The organism is Streptomyces sp. NPDC004327 (assembly GCF_042873935.1).
Lineage (GTDB): Bacteria > Actinomycetota > Actinomycetes > Streptomycetales > Streptomycetaceae > Streptomyces.
Window position 1 is genome coordinate 1011679 of record NZ_JBIAME010000001.1, and the last position, 15558, is coordinate 1027236.

At 74.3% G+C, this 15558-nt stretch carries 14 protein-coding genes; 8 read left to right on the forward strand and 6 right to left on the reverse strand.

The genetic code is table 11. The annotated features are described in order from the left end of the window. The first annotated feature begins 130 nt into the window (after positions 1-130). Positions 131-1204: a chitinase gene (locus tag ACFYU9_RS04380; protein WP_389342264.1), complete on the forward strand. Its 1074-nt coding sequence runs from the start codon at positions 131-133 to the stop codon at positions 1202-1204. Positions 1205-1323: 119 nt separating this feature from the next. Here ACFYU9_RS04380 and ACFYU9_RS04385 read toward each other — a convergent pair whose 3' ends face one another. Further along, on the reverse strand, positions 1324-1746 hold the full coding sequence (locus ACFYU9_RS04385) for a DUF2690 domain-containing protein (protein ID WP_389214784.1): 423 nt from the start codon (positions 1744-1746) through the stop codon (positions 1324-1326). A gap of 230 nt (positions 1747-1976) precedes the next feature. On the opposite strand from ACFYU9_RS04385, the gene ACFYU9_RS04390 reads away from it, so the two are divergent. From ACFYU9_RS04390 to ACFYU9_RS04400, 3 genes are read left to right on the forward strand one after another with little or no spacing between them, the layout of a single operon-like run. After that, a complete protein-coding gene (locus tag ACFYU9_RS04390) occupies positions 1977-3224 on the forward strand; it encodes a sensor histidine kinase (protein ID WP_389342267.1) in 1248 nt (415 codons plus the stop codon). Continuing rightward, positions 3221-3892, forward strand: coding sequence for a response regulator (locus ACFYU9_RS04395; RefSeq protein ID WP_389342270.1), 672 nt, complete (start codon positions 3221-3223; stop codon positions 3890-3892). The genes ACFYU9_RS04390 and ACFYU9_RS04395 overlap by 4 nt, the downstream gene beginning before the upstream one ends. A 25-nt stretch (positions 3893-3917) precedes the next feature. Next, positions 3918-4271 carry a hypothetical protein gene (locus ACFYU9_RS04400; protein ID WP_389214776.1) on the forward strand — a complete coding sequence of 118 codons (354 nt, stop codon included), beginning with the start codon at positions 3918-3920 and terminating at the stop codon, positions 4269-4271. A gap of 85 nt (positions 4272-4356) precedes the next feature. On the opposite strand, the gene ACFYU9_RS04405 is transcribed toward ACFYU9_RS04400, so the two are convergent. The 3 genes from ACFYU9_RS04405 to ACFYU9_RS04415 form a co-directional block, all read right to left on the reverse strand. After that, on the reverse strand, positions 4357-6492 hold the full coding sequence (locus tag ACFYU9_RS04405; protein ID WP_389342986.1) for an NPCBM/NEW2 domain-containing protein: 2136 nt from the start codon (positions 6490-6492) through the stop codon (positions 4357-4359). 222 nt (positions 6493-6714) lie between these two features. After that, entirely contained in the window at positions 6715-7782 is a 1068-nt protein-coding gene (locus ACFYU9_RS04410; protein WP_389214770.1) for a PhlD, read from the reverse strand. Positions 7783-7882: 100 nt separating this feature from the next. Beyond that, positions 7883-8740 carry a helix-turn-helix domain-containing protein gene (locus ACFYU9_RS04415; protein WP_389214767.1) on the reverse strand — a complete coding sequence of 286 codons (858 nt, stop codon included), beginning with the start codon at positions 8738-8740 and terminating at the stop codon, positions 7883-7885. A 199-nt stretch (positions 8741-8939) separates the two neighbouring features. Here ACFYU9_RS04415 and ACFYU9_RS04420 point away from each other — a divergent pair, with 199 nt between their 5' ends. The 4 genes from ACFYU9_RS04420 to ACFYU9_RS04435 all read left to right on the forward strand — a co-directional run bounded on the left by ACFYU9_RS04420 (position 8940) and on the right by ACFYU9_RS04435 (position 11766). After that, entirely contained in the window at positions 8940-9470 is a 531-nt protein-coding gene (locus ACFYU9_RS04420; protein WP_389214764.1) for a hypothetical protein, read from the forward strand. Positions 9471-9588: 118 nt separating this feature from the next. After that, on the forward strand, positions 9589-9951 hold the full coding sequence (locus ACFYU9_RS04425; protein WP_389214761.1) for a MerR family transcriptional regulator: 363 nt from the start codon (positions 9589-9591) through the stop codon (positions 9949-9951). A gap of 85 nt (positions 9952-10036) precedes the next feature. Then, positions 10037-10858, forward strand: coding sequence for an alpha/beta fold hydrolase (locus ACFYU9_RS04430; RefSeq protein WP_389342273.1), 822 nt, complete (start codon positions 10037-10039; stop codon positions 10856-10858). 107 nt (positions 10859-10965) lie between these two features. After that, a complete protein-coding gene (locus tag ACFYU9_RS04435) occupies positions 10966-11766 on the forward strand; it encodes a DUF4389 domain-containing protein (protein ID WP_389214755.1) in 801 nt (266 codons plus the stop codon). A 122-nt stretch (positions 11767-11888) separates the two neighbouring features. Here ACFYU9_RS04435 and ACFYU9_RS04440 read toward each other — a convergent pair whose 3' ends face one another. Both ACFYU9_RS04440 and ACFYU9_RS04445 read right to left on the reverse strand, forming a co-directional pair. Beyond that, positions 11889-13460 carry a mucoidy inhibitor MuiA family protein gene (locus ACFYU9_RS04440; RefSeq protein WP_389214752.1) on the reverse strand — a complete coding sequence of 524 codons (1572 nt, stop codon included), beginning with the start codon at positions 13458-13460 and terminating at the stop codon, positions 11889-11891. Positions 13461-13466: 6 nt separating this feature from the next. Next, positions 13467-15527, reverse strand: a complete 2061-nt coding sequence (locus tag ACFYU9_RS04445) for a DUF4139 domain-containing protein (RefSeq protein ID WP_389214749.1) — start codon at positions 15525-15527, stop codon at positions 13467-13469. Between the last annotated feature and the right edge of the window lie 31 nt (positions 15528-15558).

A 15558-nucleotide genomic window follows, 5' to 3' on the forward strand; every position in this document is an offset into this window, starting at 1 on the left:
CGGTGCGGCCCCGGCACGGCGGGCGCGGCACGGAGTGCGGTGCGGAGTGTTGACGAAAGGTATGGACCAATCTACGGTCGCTGCAGCGCGCGCCATGCCCAGGACCACCCCCACGTCCCGAGGAGCACGCATGCCCGGCCACCGAATCGCCCGCGCCCTGTTACCGGCCCTCGCCGCCCTGCTCGCCGCCACCGCGCTCACCGCACCCGCCCAGGCCTCCGGATCCGTCCCGCCGGCCGCGACCGCCGACACCTGCGCCCTCAAGCCCAGGCCCGCCGGCAAGGTCCTCCAGGGATACTGGGAGAACTGGGACGGCGCCGCCAACGGCGTCCACCCGCCCTTCGGCTGGGCCCCGATCGACGACCCGCGCTTCGCCGCCCACGGCTACAACGTGATCAACGCCGCCTTCCCGGTGATCCGTTCCGACGGCACGGTGCTGTGGGAGGACGGCATGGACAGCACCGTCCGCGTCGCCACCCCCGCCGAGATGTGCCGGGCCAAGGCGGCGGGCGCCACGATCCTCATGTCGATCGGCGGCGCGGCCGCCGGCATCGACCTGAGCTCGCGCGCGGTCGCCGACCGCTTCGTCGAGACGATCGTGCCGATCCTGCAGAAGTACAACTTCGACGGCATCGACATCGACATCGAGACCGGGCTCGTCGGCAGCGGCAGCATCACCGCCCTGTCCGCCTCGCAGGCCAACCTCGTCCGCGTCATCGACGGCGTCCTCGCCCGCATGCCCGCCGGCTTCGGCCTGACCATGGCGCCCGAGACCGCCTACGTCACCGGCGGCAGCGTCGCCTACGGCTCGATCTGGGGCGCGTACCTGCCGGTCGTCAAGAAGTACGCGGACAACGGCCGCCTGTGGTGGCTCAACATGCAGTACTACAACGGCAGCATGTACGGCTGCTCCGGCGACTCGTACGCCGCCGGCACCGTCGCCGGGTTCACCGCCCAGACCGACTGCCTGAACCGCGGACTCGTCGTCCAGGGCACCACCATCCGGGTGCCGTACGACAAGCAGGTCCCCGGACTGCCCGCCCAGCCCGGAGCCGGCGGCGGCCACATGGCGCCGGCGGCGGTCGCGCAGGCGTGGAACCACTACGGCGGATCCCTCAAGGGCCTGATGACGTGGTCGGCCAACTGGGACGGATCCAGGGGCTGGACGTTCGGCGACAACGTGAAGGCCCTCCAGGGCCGTTAGGGCCTGGCCGGCGGATCGGGGTCGGACAGGCCCTAGCGCAGACCGGGCCCGGCGGGGCCGGTGCCGGTCCTCCCCCGTGGAAGGACCGGCACCGGCCGCCGCGCGGTGCCGCGGGCCGGTCAGTACCAGCTGGTGCAGCGGGTCGTGCCGGTGGTGTCGTTCCAGGCGCAGGCCCGCATCACGTAACCGGCGTCGTCGTACGCGGGCGTGTGGGTGTCGGAGCCGGTCTGCACGGTCGTCATCCCCATCGGCCCGGTCCAGGTGCGGCCGCCGTCGGTCGACCGGTCCACCCACACCTTGTCGCCCGGGTCCGCGGTGGTGATCCGGCCCCACGCACAGCGGCTGGACGTGCTGTAGCGCAGCTCGATGTGGATGCTGTCGACCATCGCGGTGCGCGGGCTGGTGGCGTTGGCCGTGCTGCACGCCAGCGTGGCCGGGGCGCCGGTGCCGGCGGCCTGGGCCGTGGTGGCCGTGGTGCCGGCGACGCCGAGCAGCAGCGCCGTGGCCGAGAGCAGGACGCCGGTCCGCTTGCTGATCCTCATGGGTTCCCCCTGTAGTGGTCGCGGGAGTGCCGCGAAAGTGACTGCGCGGGCCGCCCCGCCGGTGGCGACCGGGCCCGCGTTCCGACCCGTTCACCATCCCCCGGCAGACAGCCCGCGGGCGTCCACCACCGAGTGGAACGACGGGGTAAACCTGTGCGGTAGCACTCCAAGTCGCCGTCTGCCACTGCGGTATGACGACGGATCAGCCCGCCGGCCTCTAGCATCGTGCGATGCGCACATGGGCGGCCGCGTGGGCGGCACGGCTACGCGACATGGACCCGCGGCTCGTCGACGCGGGGCTCGCCCTCGGCCTCGCGGCGGCCTCGGCCGGTGTCGGCCACCTCTACCACCCCCCGGGCTGGCCGCCCTTCGACGCCCTCGCGTACGTCCTCACCGCCCTGACCGAGTTGCCGCTGGCCTTCCGAAGGGTCGCCCCGGCGGCCGTGCTGCTGGCGTCCTGCGCGGCCTTCGCCGCGTACCTCGCCGCCGGATACCAGCCCTCCCTGAACGTCTGGGCCCCGGCCGTCGCCCTCTACGGCCTCACCGCCCAGCGTCCCTTCCGGACCGCCGCGGCCGGCGCCGCCCTCGTCGCCGCCGTCATCCTGTACAGCGGCCTGAGCGCCCCCGAACTCGGTCTCGCCACCGCGGTCATCCAAGCCGTCGCCCTCCCCGCCGTCGTCTGGGAGTTCGGCAACAACGCCCGTCGCGTCGCCCGCCGCAACCACCGGCTCGCGCTGCTCACCGACCAGCTCCGCGAGGCCCAGGAGGAACGCGCCCGGCAGGCCGTCGCGGAGGAACAGCGGCGCATCGCCCGCGAACTCCACGACGTCGTCGCCCACCACATGTCCGTCATCAACGTCCAGGCGGGCATGGCCGGTTACGTCTTCGAGTCCGCCCCGCACACCGCCCGCGCCGCCCTCGACACGATCAGCGCCACCAGCCAGGAGGGCCTGCGCGAACTGCGCCGCATCCTCACCCTGCTGCGCTCCGCCGGCGAGTCCGGCGCGTTCGGCGACTGGGACTCCCCGATGCCCGGCCTCGCGCGCCTGGCGGACGTGGCCGCACGCGTACGGGCCGCGGGCGTGCCCGTCGACCTCACGGTCACCGGCGAGGCGCGCCCGCTGCCGCCGGGCGTCGAACTCTGCGCGTACCGCGTCGTCCAGGAAGCCCTCACCAACGTCCTCAAACACGCCCGGCGCGACGGCCGCCAGGCCGGCGCCACCGTCCTCGTCGCCCACACCGCCGACGAGCTGTGCGTCACCGTCACCGACGACGGCAGCGGGGTCGCCGGCAGCCCCGGCCGCTCCGGCGGGCACCCGGATCCGGCCAAGCTCGCGACGCGCCCGGGACACGGCTTGATCGGCATGCGCGAACGCGCCAGGCTCTACGGCGGAACCGTGGAAACGGGCCCGCGAGCCGAAGGAGGATTCGCCGTGCGCCTGAGACTGCCCGTCGCCGGAGGGACGACCGGCCCGTGATCAGCGTGCTCGTCGTGGACGACCAGGACCTGATCCGCGCCGGTCTGGTCGCCCTGCTGAACGCGGCCCCCGGCATCACCGTCGTCGCCGAGGCCGCCGACGGCGAGACCGCCGTCACCGCCGCCGCCCGCCACCACCCGGACGTCGTCCTGATGGACATCCGCATGCCCGGCACGGACGGCACCGCGGCCACCGAGCGCATCCTCGCCGCCGCACCCGAGCCCGTACCCCGCATCCTCGTGCTCACCACCTTCGACCTGGACGAATACGTCTACGCGGCCCTGCGCGCCGGCGCCTCCGGCTTCCTCCTCAAGGACACCGGACCCCAGCGCCTGATCGAGGCGGTCACCGCCGTCGCCCGCGGCGACATGCTCTTCGCGCCCACGGTCACCCGCCGCCTCATCGAGACGTACGTCAGCCACGCCGACCCCACCCCCGACCCGGCCCCCGGCCTCGACGTCCTCACCGCCCGCGAGTGCGAGGTCCTCCGGCTCACCGCCCGCGGCCTGTCCAACACCGAGATCGCCGCCCAGCTCTACATCGGCGAGGCCACCGTCAAGACCCACCTCAACCGCACCATGACCAAACTCCACGTCGACAGCCGCGCCCAGGCCGTCGTCGTGGCGTACGAAACCGGCCTCGTCGTCCCCGGCGCTCCGCCGGTCTGAGCCGCCCGGCGGCTAGATTGGCCCGATGCCCCTCGTCGACGTCACCCACGCCCCTCACGTCCCCGACGACACGCTCCGCGAACTCGCCGCCGTCCTGCCGCACCTGGTCTCGCTCGCCGTCGAGTGTCCCGAGGAGCCGTACGACGGCGACCTCCGGCCCGGCGACGTCGAACTGCGCTTCCGCCGGCTCGGCCCGCTGGACGTCTGCGGCCTCGACGTGGTGATCGAGATCCGCTCCAAGTGGTTCGAGAGCCGGGCAGCCGACCGCCAGGAACGCGTGGACCGGCTGCACCGGCGGATCGAGGCCGCGACGGGCCTCGACGACTTCGGCATCTACCTGTCGCTGCCGGTGGCGGCCTGGTCCCAGGGCGAGGACTGAACGGGCGTTCCCACGGGCGTGGAGGGCGCGGCGGCGGGGCGGGGAAGAAGCGCCCCGCCCCGCCGCCGTGTGCGTGCCGTCGCGATCAGGCGCAGGTGAGGATCGGAGCGGCCCAGTCGGCGTGGTCCCAGCCGTTGCCGTCGCCGGCGTCGGCGACCTGGAGGGTGAGCTCGTAGGCGCCGGTGAGCGGCGCGTCGAGGTGGGCGGCGGCCGCGTTGCCGGTCAGCGTGGGGCTCTCGGCGACCTTCACACCGTCCGCGAGCACCCGGAAGACCACCGAGCCGCTGCCGCCGACCTCGTCGTCGACGCCCACGTCGGTGCTCAGGCGGGTGCACGTGCCGCCCAGGTAGTACGTGACGGTGGCGGCGGCGTGGGTGCCGAGGCCCTTGGCGTAGGGCGTACCGCCGATGGTCAGCGGGTGCCCGTCGCCGGCCGCCTGCTCGCCGTTGCTGCTGTCGCGCTCCACCGGCCCCCAGCTGTTGGCGGCGCCGTTCCAGGCCAGGTCGCTCAGGGCGTGGCCGCCGGCCGACGGGCCGTCACCGCAGGCGAGGCGCGCACCGGCCCAGTCGGCGTGGTCGTAGTCCTTGCCGTCGCCGGCGTCGGTGACCACGAGGCGCAGGTCGTTCGCGCCGGTGAGGTCGACGCTGAGGCGCTTCGCCGGGTCGCTGCCCCGGAGCACTCCGCTGTCGGCGGCGAGGGTCTGGTCGCGGTACACCCGGAAGACGACCGAGCCGTTGTTGCCGGACTCGTCGTCGACGCCGACGTCGACGGTGAGGTTCCGGCACGTCCCGCCCAGGTGGTAGCGGACCTCGGAGGCGGCGTGGGCGCCCAGCCCCTTGGCGTACCCGGTGCCGCCGACGGTCAGCGCGTGACCGTCGCCGGCCGCCTGCTCGCCGTTGCTCCTGTTGCGCTCCACCGGGCCCCAGCCGTTGGTCGCCGAGGTCCACGCCAGGTCGCCGAGCTGGTGGAGGCCGGCGGGCAGCGCGATCGGCGCGCTCGGGGTCACCCGGTACATCACCGTGCCGTGCGGCGGCACCGAGGCGCTGACCGTACCGGCCGAGGTGGTGGTCTGCTTGGACCACAGGTCCTTGAGCGTGTACGAGGGCGCCCCGCCGATCCCGGCGGCCTGCGCGGTGGTGGCGACGGTCTGGGTCTGGCCGGTCTCGTTGGTCAGGGTGATCGCGCGGCTGCCGTCGGCCAGCGGCTTGCTCATGACGACCAGGCCGCCGCCGCTGGACAGCACGGTGCCCTGCACGCCCAGCGGGTCCTGGTCGACCGCGATGACGTCGGTGTTCCTCAGGATCTCCAGCGTCGCCGCGCTCGCGGTCCGCAGGTCGCTGCCGATGAGCAGCGGCGCGGACATCTCGGCCCAGAGGCTGAAGTGGGTGCGGTACTCGGTGTCGGTCATGCCGCCGTTGCCGACCTCCAGCATGTCCGGGTCGTTCCAGGCGCCCGGTCCGGCGTACGGGGCGAGCGGCTGGTTGGCGTGCGCGATGCCGATCATGCTGGACCAGGAGTCGGAGATGTCCCCGGTGGTGCGCCAGGAGTTGCCGGTGTCCTGCGCCCAGGTCCACGGCTGGTTCTGGCCCCACTCGCAGATGCTGTAGAGGATGGGGCGGCCGGTGGCCTTCAGCGCGTCGCCCATCGCCCGGTAGCGCTGCTTGGCGTCGACGAGCTGGTTGTTGCAGTTGTCGTACTTGAGGTAGTCGACGCCCCAGGACGCCCACAGGTTGGCGTCCTGCTGCTCGTGACCGAGTCCGCCGGGGAAGCCGAGGGAGTCGCAGGTCTTGGTGCCGGCGCTGGAGTAGATGCCGAACTTCAGGCCCTTGGCGTGGACGTAGTCGGCCAGCGCCTTGATGCCGTGGGGGAAGCGCACCGGGTCCGGCACCAGGTTGCCGGCGGCGTCGCGGTTCGGCAGGGCCCAGCAGTCGTCGAGGTTGACGTACTGGTAGCCGGCGTCCTTGAGTCCCTGGGAGACGAAGATGTCGGCGATGCCCTTGACCATCGTCTCGTTGAACTCGGCCCTGCAGTGGGTGGAGTTCCAGTTGTTGAATCCCATGGCCGGCGTGCGGGCCAGGGTGTTCTCGGCGGCCTTCGCCGGTGGAGCGGCGGCCAGCTGGAGGCCGGCGGTGGCCGTGGCGGCGAGGGCGCCGCCGCCCAGCAGCAGGGCGAGTGAGGTGGTCGTCGCGGTGACGGCGTGCCTGATCCCGCGTGTGGACAGAGGCAAGTGAGTTCTCCTGTCTGGGGTGTTCGACCGACCGGAGGTGCAGGAGGTACCGGAGTGCGACACAATCAATCAGAATCACGCGCAATCGAACGCTTGCGGGTCACAGGAAACGCCGTGATCATGCAACCGTCAATCCCCTGCGCTCACCCATCCGGGCGCACGAGGCCGCGCGCCCGCCGCGGGGCGGCGGCGGTCGCCGCCGCGTGATGGCCGGTATCAGGCGCCGGGGTGGTGCCAGCGCCCGTGGGCCGCGGCCAGGATGAAACCGGGTCCGAAGCCGATGAGCAGGCCCTCGCTGTCGTGCGCCGGAGGGGCGTCGAACGTCCGCGCGAGCACGTCGAGGACGGCCGAACCCCCGAGGTTGCCGCACTCCGCGAGACTCGCCCAGGAATGTGCCAGATCACCCGTGGTCCGGTCGGGGTCGAGACCGAGCCCCTCGGCGGCGTCGAGGATGATGCGCGGCCCGCCGGGGTGCACCACCACGAAATCGGTCGGCCGCCCGTCCAGCCACTTGCGGATCTCCGGCAGCGAGTCGCTCAGCGCGCGGGTGGCCGCCTCGGTGGAGTCGAAGTGCAGTCCCTCGGCGGTCAGCCGCCCCTTGTAGCGGCTGATGCTCTGCGGCAGCACGTACTGGAACGTGTCGCCGATCTCCATGCTCGGACCGTCCCACCGCGGGGTGTCCGACACGACGACGGCCCCGGAGCCGTCCCCGAACAGCACCTTGTAGATCATGGACTCGCGGCTGGTGTCGACATGGTTGTACGTCGCCGCCGACAGGCACTCGGCGACGACCACCAGCACGTTCGCGCCCGGACGCGCCGCGATGACGTCCTGCGCGTACACGATCGCCTGGGCGCCGCCCGCGCAGCCGACGCTCGCCATCGGGATCCGCCGGACGTCCGCGCGCAGCCCGAGCTCGTGGACCAGCGACACGTCGAGCGAGGGCACCGACCACGAGGTGGTGTGGCTGGTGATGACACAGTCCACGTCCTCGGGCGCGAGCCCCGCGTTCGCCAGGGCCTGGCGGCCCGAGGCGACGGCCAGCCGCAGCGCGTCCTCGAACGCCGCCACGTTGCGCTCCTCGATCTCCGCCGAGCCGGAGACGGTCGGCGCGGACAGCGGCCGCGTGAAGTACCGCTGCTCCACGGCCGTCGCCCGGGCGATCCGCAGATACGCCTCGAGACGGGGCAGCCCGGGATGCGCGGCACGGATGTCGGCACACAGCTCGTCGGTGGTGACCAGGTGCGGGGGCAGGGCGATGGCGGGGCGGGCTATGTGAGCCACGGCTGGGACTCCTCGGTTCGGGATGGGGAAAACGTACGTGACGGGTGCCGGTTGTTCCCCCGCCCGGTGCCGCCTCGGAAAACCTCGGGACCTCGGAGGCTCAGGACCTCAGGGGTGCCGACAGCACGGGATGCCGCTCGGCGAGCGACCTGCCCGGCGTGTACACGAGCAGCATGACCCGCGCACCGGGCGACGTGACCGGTTCGGTCACGCACGTCGTCACCCAGCCGGGGCCGTGCACGGCGTGGTTGATCGGCCGTTCGGACCCGTCCGGGTACGGGATCGCCGCGGCCGCCGCCTCCCGGTAGACCGGCCCGGCCACCGCGTCCGCCAGTACCTCCGCCTCCAGCCGTTCGAGCGCCGCGTTGTCCGGCCGCATCTCCCTCGCGTGCCGCAACTGCGGCATCACCACGGGCGCCCACCGGCTCTCCCAGTCGATGAGCACCTCGGTGCGCGCCTCGTCGTCGAGCAGCATCCACCGCATCGTGTTCACCGGCGGCTCACCGCGCGGGAAGAGCCGCCGGTAGTCCTCGTTGTGCGCCAGCACGTTCCACTCGGCGTCGTTCACGTACGCCATCGCCCCGGTGACACGCTCCACCACGCCCCGCCACACCCCGGGCACCGTCATCCCGGAGTCCTCGTGCAGCGGATACGGCGGGTTCTCCCGCCGCGCCAGGCGCCACAGGATCGTCCACTCCTGCTCGTTGAGCCGCAGCGCCTTGGCCACGGCGGTCAGGAACTCGTTCGACGCCTTGGCCAGCTGCCCGTTCTCGAACCGGTTGTACGTTCCGGGCGCGCGGTGCAGCAGCGAGTCCATCTGCTCCTGGCTGAGCCCCACGGCCCGCCGCCCGCGCCCGGACACGCGCCGCGGGAACCCGGCGGATTCGGGGCTGATGGCCGCGCGGCGTTCCTGGAGGAGCCCTTTCAGGGAGAGTCGGCTGCTGCCGGCGAGTTGCACGTGTCGCACCTGTCGTTCGAACGGGGAGGGAAACGCTAGTAGAGCACTCCCGTCCGCGGGGAGGTCCGCGGCCCCTCCCGTCGGCGGGACGCGCGGAGAGGGGGAACTTTCCCTCCGCTTCCGGCGTTGCCGAGGGTGACCTGATCGTTTTGATGTTCGTGACGACGGCGGAGCCGTCGCCGGGGGAAGTGAGCGACCCATGGCCATGGTGGGCCTGTTCTGGATCGTCGAGGGCGACGTGTACGTGGGCGCGAAGCCGTCCGGGCACGCTCCCGGGGTGCGGCTGACCGCCGAGGGAGTGCTGGGGCTCGGTGACGGGCAGTCCGGCCTCCACCTCTGGGAGGACGTGCGGGCCCTGACGGTGGGAGGCGTCCCCGTGAAGTCCCTGATGCGGCAGGTCGGCGCGGTCGCGGAGGTCGCCCTGGTGACGGTGAAGGAGCTGGCCCTGCCCATGGGCATGGGCCCGGACATCGAGGCGCCGCCGCTGATGACGGTCTGTGTGGAAGCGGCCGACGGGGACTACGAGTTGGGGGCCTACGTCGCCGCGGCGGCGGGCTACTCCCAGACCGAGGCCGACCTCTCCCGCGCGCTCCTGTCCCGCCTCACCGAAGGCGCCGCGACGATGCAGACGACGCTGGCGGCGATGGCGGAGTGGGGCCGCGCGTGGGAGGGCGGTTCGGCGCCCCGCAAGGCGGAGCGGGAGGAGCTGCTGCGGAGCTGGCTGGGCTGACCCCCGGCAGGCCCAGGCCCGGGCGCGTACGCGCGGCTCCCGGCGCACGGCTCCCGACCCACCGCTCCCGACGCAACACCCGCTCCCGACCCACCGCTCCCGACGAAAGGACGGTCCCATGCGCATCGGCGAACTGGCCCGGCTGACGGACACCCCGCCCCGCCTGCTGCGCTACTACGAGGAGCAGGGCCTGCTCATGCCCCGCCGCGAGGCGAACGGCTACCGCGAGTACGACGAGAGCCTCGTCGACCGGGTCCTGCAGATCCGCGGACTGCTGGACTCGGGGCTGCCCACGCGCATCATCAAGCAGATCCTGCCCTGCCTGGACAGCCCACGGAAGATCCACTTCGCCGACGCCACACCCGAGATGATCGCCACCCTCGAGTGCGAGACGGAACGGATGGACCGCCGGATCCGCTGTCTGACCCGCAACCGCGACGCGGTGGTGGAGTACCTGGCGGCGGTCAGGGAGCTCGCCTGACGCGGCAGCCGGGTGAGACGTCCCGGGCGGCCAAGGGGAACACCGCTTGACCTTGACACGTATGTCAAGGATGCAGGCTGTGCTCATGAACGACTCCGCCATCCGGCACGTCGAGTTCGGTGCCGGCACCCCGATCGTCCTGATCCACGGCTACACCCTCGACCACCGCGTCCTGCTCCCCCTCGAACCCGCCTTCGCCGACCGCCCCGGGTGGCGGCGCCTCTATCCCGACCTCCCCGGTCACGGCACCAGCCCCCGGCTGCCGGGCAGGACGTCCGCGACCGCGCTCGCCGACGCCCTCTTCGCGTGGCTCGACGCCGAACTCGGCGGCCGGCCCTTCGCCGTCGTCGGCCAGTCGTTCGGCGGACAGCTGGCCCGGGCCGTGACCGCGCGGTACGGCGAGCAGGTCCTGGGCTCCGCCCTGCTCGTCCCGGTCGTCCGCTGGGGCGCCGACCGCACCCTGCCCGAAGCGCCCGGCGTCACCGCGGCCGAGGACGGCGACGAGCTCCTCGGCGGGCTCCCGGCCGAGGACCGCGTGCTCTTCGGCGCCGTGATGGCCCGTCACACCCGGCGGAGCCTGGACCTCTTCGAGCGGTACGTCCTGCCCGGCTGGCGGGCCCACGACCGTACGGCCGCCGCCGAACTCGAAGCCGACTTCCTGCTGCCGCACTGGCCCGAACACCGGGCGCCCCGGCCCCACCCCGGCCGGCACCTGCTCCTGACCACCCGGCAGGACGCCCTGGTGGGCTGGCGCGACCAGCTCGCCCTCCTCGACCACTACCCGCGGATGGCCGCGACCGTGCTCGACGGGGCGGGCCACAACCCGCAGGTCGAATGCGCCGAGACGGTCCGGGGCGTGTTCGGGTCCTGGCTCGACGACTTGGCCGGCGGGTCCGGCCCCCGTTAACCCCTGTGGCCCCGGTGGCGGTGCGGCGCCGGCGGGGCCGCGCCAGGATCGACGTGCACGGGCAGCACGGATCACCAGGGGAGCACCCGGGACACGCAGGAGGCGGCATGGCGGCAGAATGGGAACCCCGTCCTTCGGAGTACACCGACGAGGACGAATTCCGGCCGCCCCTGGACATCCCCCCGCCGGGGCCGCAGCGCCGCTGGACGGTGCTGCTGCGCTGGCTGCTGCTCCTTCCGCAGTTCATCGTCGTCGCCGTCCTGACCGTCGCCGCGCTCTTCGTCACCATCGTGGGCTGGTTCTGTGCCCTGTTCCTCGGCCGCCTGCCCGACGGGCTCGCGTCCTTCCTCGGCGACGTCCTCGCGTACCAGACCCGGGTGCTCGCCAGCTCCACCCTGCTCGTCGACCGCTACCCGCCGTTCGCCTTCGACGCACCGGACTACCCCGTCCGCATCGAACTCCGCCGGACCCCGCTCAACCGCCTGGCCGTGCTGTTCCGGCTGTTCCTGATGATTCCGGCGCAGATCATCAGCGGCCTGGCGCAGTCCGGCTGGTTCGCGATCGGCTGGGTGTTCTGGCTGATCGGGATCGTCCTGGGGCGCATCCCCGAACCGGTCTTCGGCGCCACGGCGGCCGTCGTCCGCTACCGGATGCGGCTCTCGGCGTACGCGATGATGCTGACCCCCGTCTACCCCAAGGGCATCCTGGGCGACGACACCGTTCCCGCCGCGCTCGAGAAGCGCTCCGCGACGCGCCCCCTGCTCCTGGACACGCCCGCGAAGATCCTGGTCTGGGTCTTCCTGCTGCTGGGCCTCGCCGGCCAGATCACGTCCGGGACCGTGGACTACGACAACGACAACGACAAGGACGAGCACGGGAGCGCGGTCACGGCCCCGGCTGCCCCGTGACGCCGAGCCGGTGACGCGCCCTCAGCACGGCCACCGGCTCGGCACCGGCACATACGGGTAGGTCGCGGGGAACGGCCACAGGAGTGGCCTCGCCGCCGCGGCCCGCCGCCCGGGGCGACCGCTCAGATCCCGCTGACCTTCGCCTTCGCCGTGATCTCGTACGCCAGGGTCACCGTGCGCCGGCCGCCCGGCGCGAGCGTGACGTCCCAGCGGACGATGCCGTCGGCGTCGACCGCGTCGGGCGCGGGCGAGCAGGCGTCCTTCAGGAGGCGCACCTCCACGGCCGCCACCTCGGAGACCGGGACGCGTTCCCGTACGGCGACCGTGTGTTCGCCGTGTTCGCCGGGCGCCGAGAACCGGGACACGTGCAGCCGCACGGTACGGGTGACGACGGTGCGCTGGGCGATGCCGGCGGTGTCGCGGGACTCCTCGGCCCGGCGGACCACCCGGTGGTCGTCACGGCTGCCGAAGGCGAGCTCGACCGGCGCGCCGGGAGGAGTGAAGTCCAGGGTGCCGCGGCCGCCGAAGCCGTGGCCGCGGACCAGGTCGACCGGCCCGGCGAGCAGCGCGTGGCCCGACCGGTTGTCGAACCGCACGACCTCGGTGACCAGCGGGGACAGCTCGGGCGCGCAGGCGTACTCGCTGCGCGCCGGCGTGGTGAAGGAGGAGAGCCGGACGCGGTGGGCGCGGCCGTCCGAGGGGACGGAGACGGGCGCGGGGGAGTGCAGCACGCGCGTCTCGCCGCCGTCGTCCACGCCCGGCAGGCCGAGCACCGGCACCGGGCCGAGGTCCGCGGTGCGTTCCTCGCGCAGTTCCACGTCGATCGTGCGGCGCTCCGCCGCCGAGCGGTCCTTGAGCGTCAGCCGGTCCTCGACGAGCCGGGGCGGCTCCCCGGCCTGCGCCGAGCGGGCCGTCGACAGCGTCAGGCGTACGTCCGACCAGTCCTCGCCCGTCCGCTGCCAGACGACCGCGTCGGTCTCCAGCGTCATCGTGTCCCCGTCCAGGACCGCCCGGTACGCCGGCCGCCACAGCGCGCACGGCGTGAGGTGGGTCAGCCGCAGCCGGGCCGGGCCTGCCACCGCCGCCTCGACGGTCAGCTCGACATGGCCGACCAGCTCGGCGGGCTCCTCCTCGGCGAGCTCCACGGCCCGCTCGGCGTCTGTTTGCTCCGTGCCCAGCGCCACCAGGCGTGCCTCAACGGCGCGCAGCCGCTCGGCGTGCGCGTCGCGCTCCTCGTCCACCCGGTCCAGTTCGCGGGCCCAGCGCGCCGTGTCGGTCTCACCGGCCCCGGCGCCCTCGCCGATCTCCCGCAGCAGATCGGCGGCGAGCCGGCCGAGCAGGTCGAGGCGGGTCCGCAGCCGCTCGCGCCGCTGGTCGAGCGTGCGCCGCTCCTCCGTCAGGGCGCGCAGCCGGCGGCGCAGCGCGGAGTCCTCGTCGGCGTCCGGGGCGGCGTGCGGCAGCGGGGCGCGCGGGGTCCAGGCGCGGACGATCCGGACGTCGTGCACGGCCACGGGGTGATCGGCCGTCAGCTCGGCGTGCAGCGTACGGTCCACGGCAAGCGCGCCGACCGGCCCGAGGCGCAGCCGCTGCACGCCCTCGCGCAGGTCGAGCCCGGCGGTGCGCTCGACGAGCGCGCGGTCCTCCAGGCAGGTGACGGCGGTGACGGGGAGGGGGATCGGGGCGTTCACGGACATGAGGCGTCAGCTCCTGCGGTTGCCGTCGACGAGGGCCTTGCCGGCCGGGATGCGGATCTCGTAGCCGCCGTCGAGCGCGGTGGTGCCGCCGGCCGGCAGCTCGACCCGCCGGACGCGGGTGCCCGGGGCGTGCGGCTCGGGCCCGTCCTCCGGCGGCGCCCACCCGGCCCGTTCCTCGATCCTCACGTCCGCTTCGGAGGTGACCGGCACCCGCTCGCGCACCTCCACCGTGACCGGCCGCGGCAGCCGGTTCGCCAGCTCCACGTGGACGCGGTGGTCCAGGACGGTGGTGGTGTTGCGCAGCCCGGCGGTCGACTCGTTCAGATGCGTGCGGCGGGTCACCCGGATGCCCTCGGCGGGGCCGAGCCCCACGCGCCGCACCCCGCCGGGCGCCAGCGTGGGCAGCGCGGCGGTCAGCAGGAAGTCGTCGTCGACGGTGACCTCCACCGGTCCGGCGAGCAGCGCCTGGTCGGAGGAGTTGGACAGCACGAGCGTCGCGTACACGGTCTGCTCCACGGACGGCACGCACACGTACTCGGTCCGCAGGCCGACCGCGATCTCGCCCACGGTGACGGTGTGCCAGGTGCCGTCCGACGGAACGTCCGCGCGGGCGGCGGCGTCGAAGCGGTGGTCGAAGGAACCCGCCGACTCCCGCGGCCGCACGGCGTGTCCGGGCAGGGGCAGCGCCGCCACCGCCTCGGCGCGCCGCCGGAACCCGGCCGCCACCGGGTCGGCCGGCGCGCCGGGAAACAGCCGGCCGCGACGGGCGCCCGGCTCGTCCGGACCGCTCAGTTCGAGGGCGGCGTAGTCCAGCTCGGCGCCGCTCGGCCGCGGCGGGCCGGCCGGCGGGGCAGGAGCGGGCGCGGGGGCCGGTACGGGGGCCGACACGAGGGACGGCGGAGGGGCCGTGCCGGGAGCCGCCGGGCCGCGCGGCACGGCGGCCGCCGGGGCGGCGCGATACGCACGGCCGGGCGCGGGCGGCCCGCCGTATCCCGGCGGCACCGGAGCCGACCCCGGAGGAGTCGGCACGGGCGCCTGCGCGGCCGGCGGGGGCGGCGGAGGCAGCGGTACGGCGGGGGCAGCGGCGCCGCCGGCCGGCGGCGCCGCGGCGGCCGCACCCGGGCGGCCGCCGCCCGCCGGACGCGGGACCCGGGCGTCGTAGCCCGTGAACAGATCGGCGAGCCCGGCCGGCGGCTCGCGCCAGCCGGCCGGCGCCGGAGCGGGCTGGCCGCGGCCGATGCGCAGAGAGGCGAGCCGGGGCAGGTCCGTGCGGCGGCGCAGGTCGGCCGTGGCGAACGCGACGCGCACGCCCGTCCAGTCCTCGCCGGTCCGCTGCGCGACCGACGCCCGCAGCACCAGACGGCCGCTGCCGTCGCCCTGACGGTGACTCAGGCGATAGGCCGGCGCCCAGACCGCGCCCGGCACGCCGTACTCGACCTCCAGCTCCACCTCGTCGCCCGGCGCGCCGTCGAGGACGAGCACCGCGCAGACGGTGGCGTCGACGTGCGCGGCCGGTGCGTCGGACGAGGCGCGGGCGAGCCGGTCCTCCGCGACGGCCAGCTCGTGCCCGGCGCGCCGCAGGTCGTCCTCCAGTTCGGCGAGCCGGGCGTGCAGCCCCGTCAGCCGCTCCTCGACGAATTCCGCGAGCTCCAGCCACGCCTCGACGGGCGTGCGCCGGTGCGGATCCTCGCGCTCGCGGTCCGGCGGCACCGGGCGCAGCCCGGCGACCTCCGCGATCAGGCCCGACTGCCGGTCACGGCGCTCGCGCGCCGCCGCGTACGCGTCGCGCAGCCGCTCCACCTCGCGCCGGGCCGCACCACTTGGCTCACCGCCGGCCGGCTCGGCCTCGACCTCCACCCGGGCCTCGGTGACCCGCGCTCCCGACCCGCCGAGGACCCGGGCCCGCAGCGAGCCGGGGTCCAGCGCCCGCGGCAGCCCCGGCACCCGTACCGGCCGCCCGTCCGCCGGTACGACCCCGCGCGCCAGCCGGCGGCACAGCGCGCCCTGCGCGTACACCACCACCGCGTCCAGGACCGAGTCCCACCGCCGCGCCGACTCCACCGTCATCTCCCCGCCCCCGTCCCGGCATCCGTGCCCC